At 75.0% G+C, this 1,896-nt stretch carries 1 protein-coding gene; it reads left to right on the forward strand.

Annotated features, from left to right (window positions below; genetic code table 11):
- Positions 1–252: 252 nt before the first annotated feature.
- Complete coding sequence (locus V7793_RS37085; protein WP_336014084.1) at positions 253–1,854, forward strand: ABC-F family ATP-binding cassette domain-containing protein; 1,602 nt, start codon at positions 253–255, stop codon at positions 1,852–1,854.
- Positions 1,855–1,896: the final 42 nt, after the last annotated feature.

Below are 1,896 nucleotides of genomic sequence, written 5' to 3' on the forward strand. Positions count from 1 at the left end.
CCGCCACCGGGGCGGTGAGGACGGGAAGGATCCAGAGTCTCGAACGCATGCGCATGGGCCTCTCTCCTTCGCTTTCGCGATCCGGGCTCGCTTCACGGGGCGTTCGCCGGTCCGGGTGCGCACGAAATACGGATGCGCCCGCCGCGCTCGCGCGGCTACCCTCGGCCCCATGTCTACGCCCCGCATTTCTTAGCTCAAGGACCCGATCCCACGCCACCCGTGTGTCCTTGAGTTGTTCCGGAGCGTAATCCCATGATCACCGTTCGCGGTGCCGGCATCCGTGCCGGCGCCCGCCTCCTGCTGTCCGACGTCTCCTTCCACGTGGCCCCCGGCGACCGCATCGGCCTGGTCGGCCGCAACGGCGCCGGCAAGACGACCCTGATGAGGACCCTGGCCGGCGAGCTCCGGCCCGCCGCCGGAGACATCACCGTCACCGGCTCCCTCGGCTACCTCCCGCAGGACGCGCAAGCCGCCGACCCCGCCACCCTCCTCACCGACCGGATCCTCTCCGCCCGCGGCCTGGACCGGGCCGTCCGCGCGCTGCGGGCCGCCGAAGACGCCATGGCGAAAGCCGGCGGCGCAGCCGCCCAGGAGCGTGCCATGAACGCGTACGCCCGGGCGGAGGCCGCATTCCAGGCCCGCGGCGGATACGCCGCCGAGGCCGAGGCCGCCCGTGTCGCCGCCGGCGTGGGGCTGCCCGCCCGCACCATGGGCGAACCGCTGGGCGCCCTCTCCGGCGGACAGCGGCGCCGGGCCGAGCTGGCCCGCATCCTCTTCGCCGGGCACGGCACCCTGCTCCTCGACGAGCCGACCAACCACCTGGACGCCGACGCGACCGCCTGGCTGCGCACCTTCCTGGCGGCCCACCAAGGCGGGCTGGTGCTGATCAGCCACGACACCGGCCTGCTGGCCGACACCGTCAACCGCGTCTTCCACCTCGACGCGCACCGCGCCGCCGTCGACGTCCACAACACCGGCTGGAGCGCGTACCTGGCCCGGCGCGCGGCCGACGAGCGGCGCCGCACCCGGGAACGGGCGAACGCCGAACGCAAGGCGGCCGCGCTGCGCACCCAGGCGGACCGGATGCGCGCGAACGTCGCGACCGCCGTCGCGGCGAAGAACATGGTCCGCCGCGCCGACCGGATGCTCGCCGCCCTCGAACCGGCCCGCCGCACGGAGCGGACCGCACGGATCCGGCTGCCCGAGCCCGCCCCTTGCGGGCGCACCCCCCTCGGTGCCGTCAGCCTCGTCAAGTCCTACGGCGGCCGCAGCGTCCTCGGCGGCGTCGACCTCGCCGTCGACCGGGGCAGCCGGCTCGCCGTCCTCGGCCTCAACGGGGCCGGCAAGACCACGCTGCTGAAGATCCTCGCCGGGCGCGAGACCCCCGACGGCGGCCGCGTCGTGCACGGCCACGGCCTGCGCCTCGGCTACTTCGCCCAGGAGCACGAGACGCTCGACCCCGCGCTGACGGTGCGGCAGAACCTGGCCGCGGCCGCTCCCCACCTGAGCGACGGGGAGGCACGGCACGTACTCGGAGCGTTCCTCTTCGGCGGCGACGATGCAGACAAGCCGGCCGGGGTGCTCTCCGGAGGCGAGAGGACCAGGCTGGCCCTGGCCGGCCTGGTGCACTCCGGCGCCAATGTGCTGCTGCTGGACGAACCGACCAACAACCTCGACCCCGCCTCGCGCGACGAGGTCCTCGGTGCGGTCGGCGCCTACCCCGGCGCCCTCGTGATGGTGACGCACGACGAGGGCGCCGTGGAGGCGCTGCGCCCGGACCGGGTCCTCCTGCTGCCGGACGGCACGGAGGACCTGTGGGACGACGGCTACCTGGACCTGGTGTCCCCGGTCTGAGACCGGCCGGCGGGGGGGGGGGGGGGGGGGGGGGGGGGGGGA

It is taken from the genome of Streptomyces sp. KLMMK, from assembly GCF_036961605.1.
Taxonomy (GTDB): Bacteria; Actinomycetota; Actinomycetes; order Streptomycetales; family Streptomycetaceae; genus Streptomyces; species Streptomyces telluris.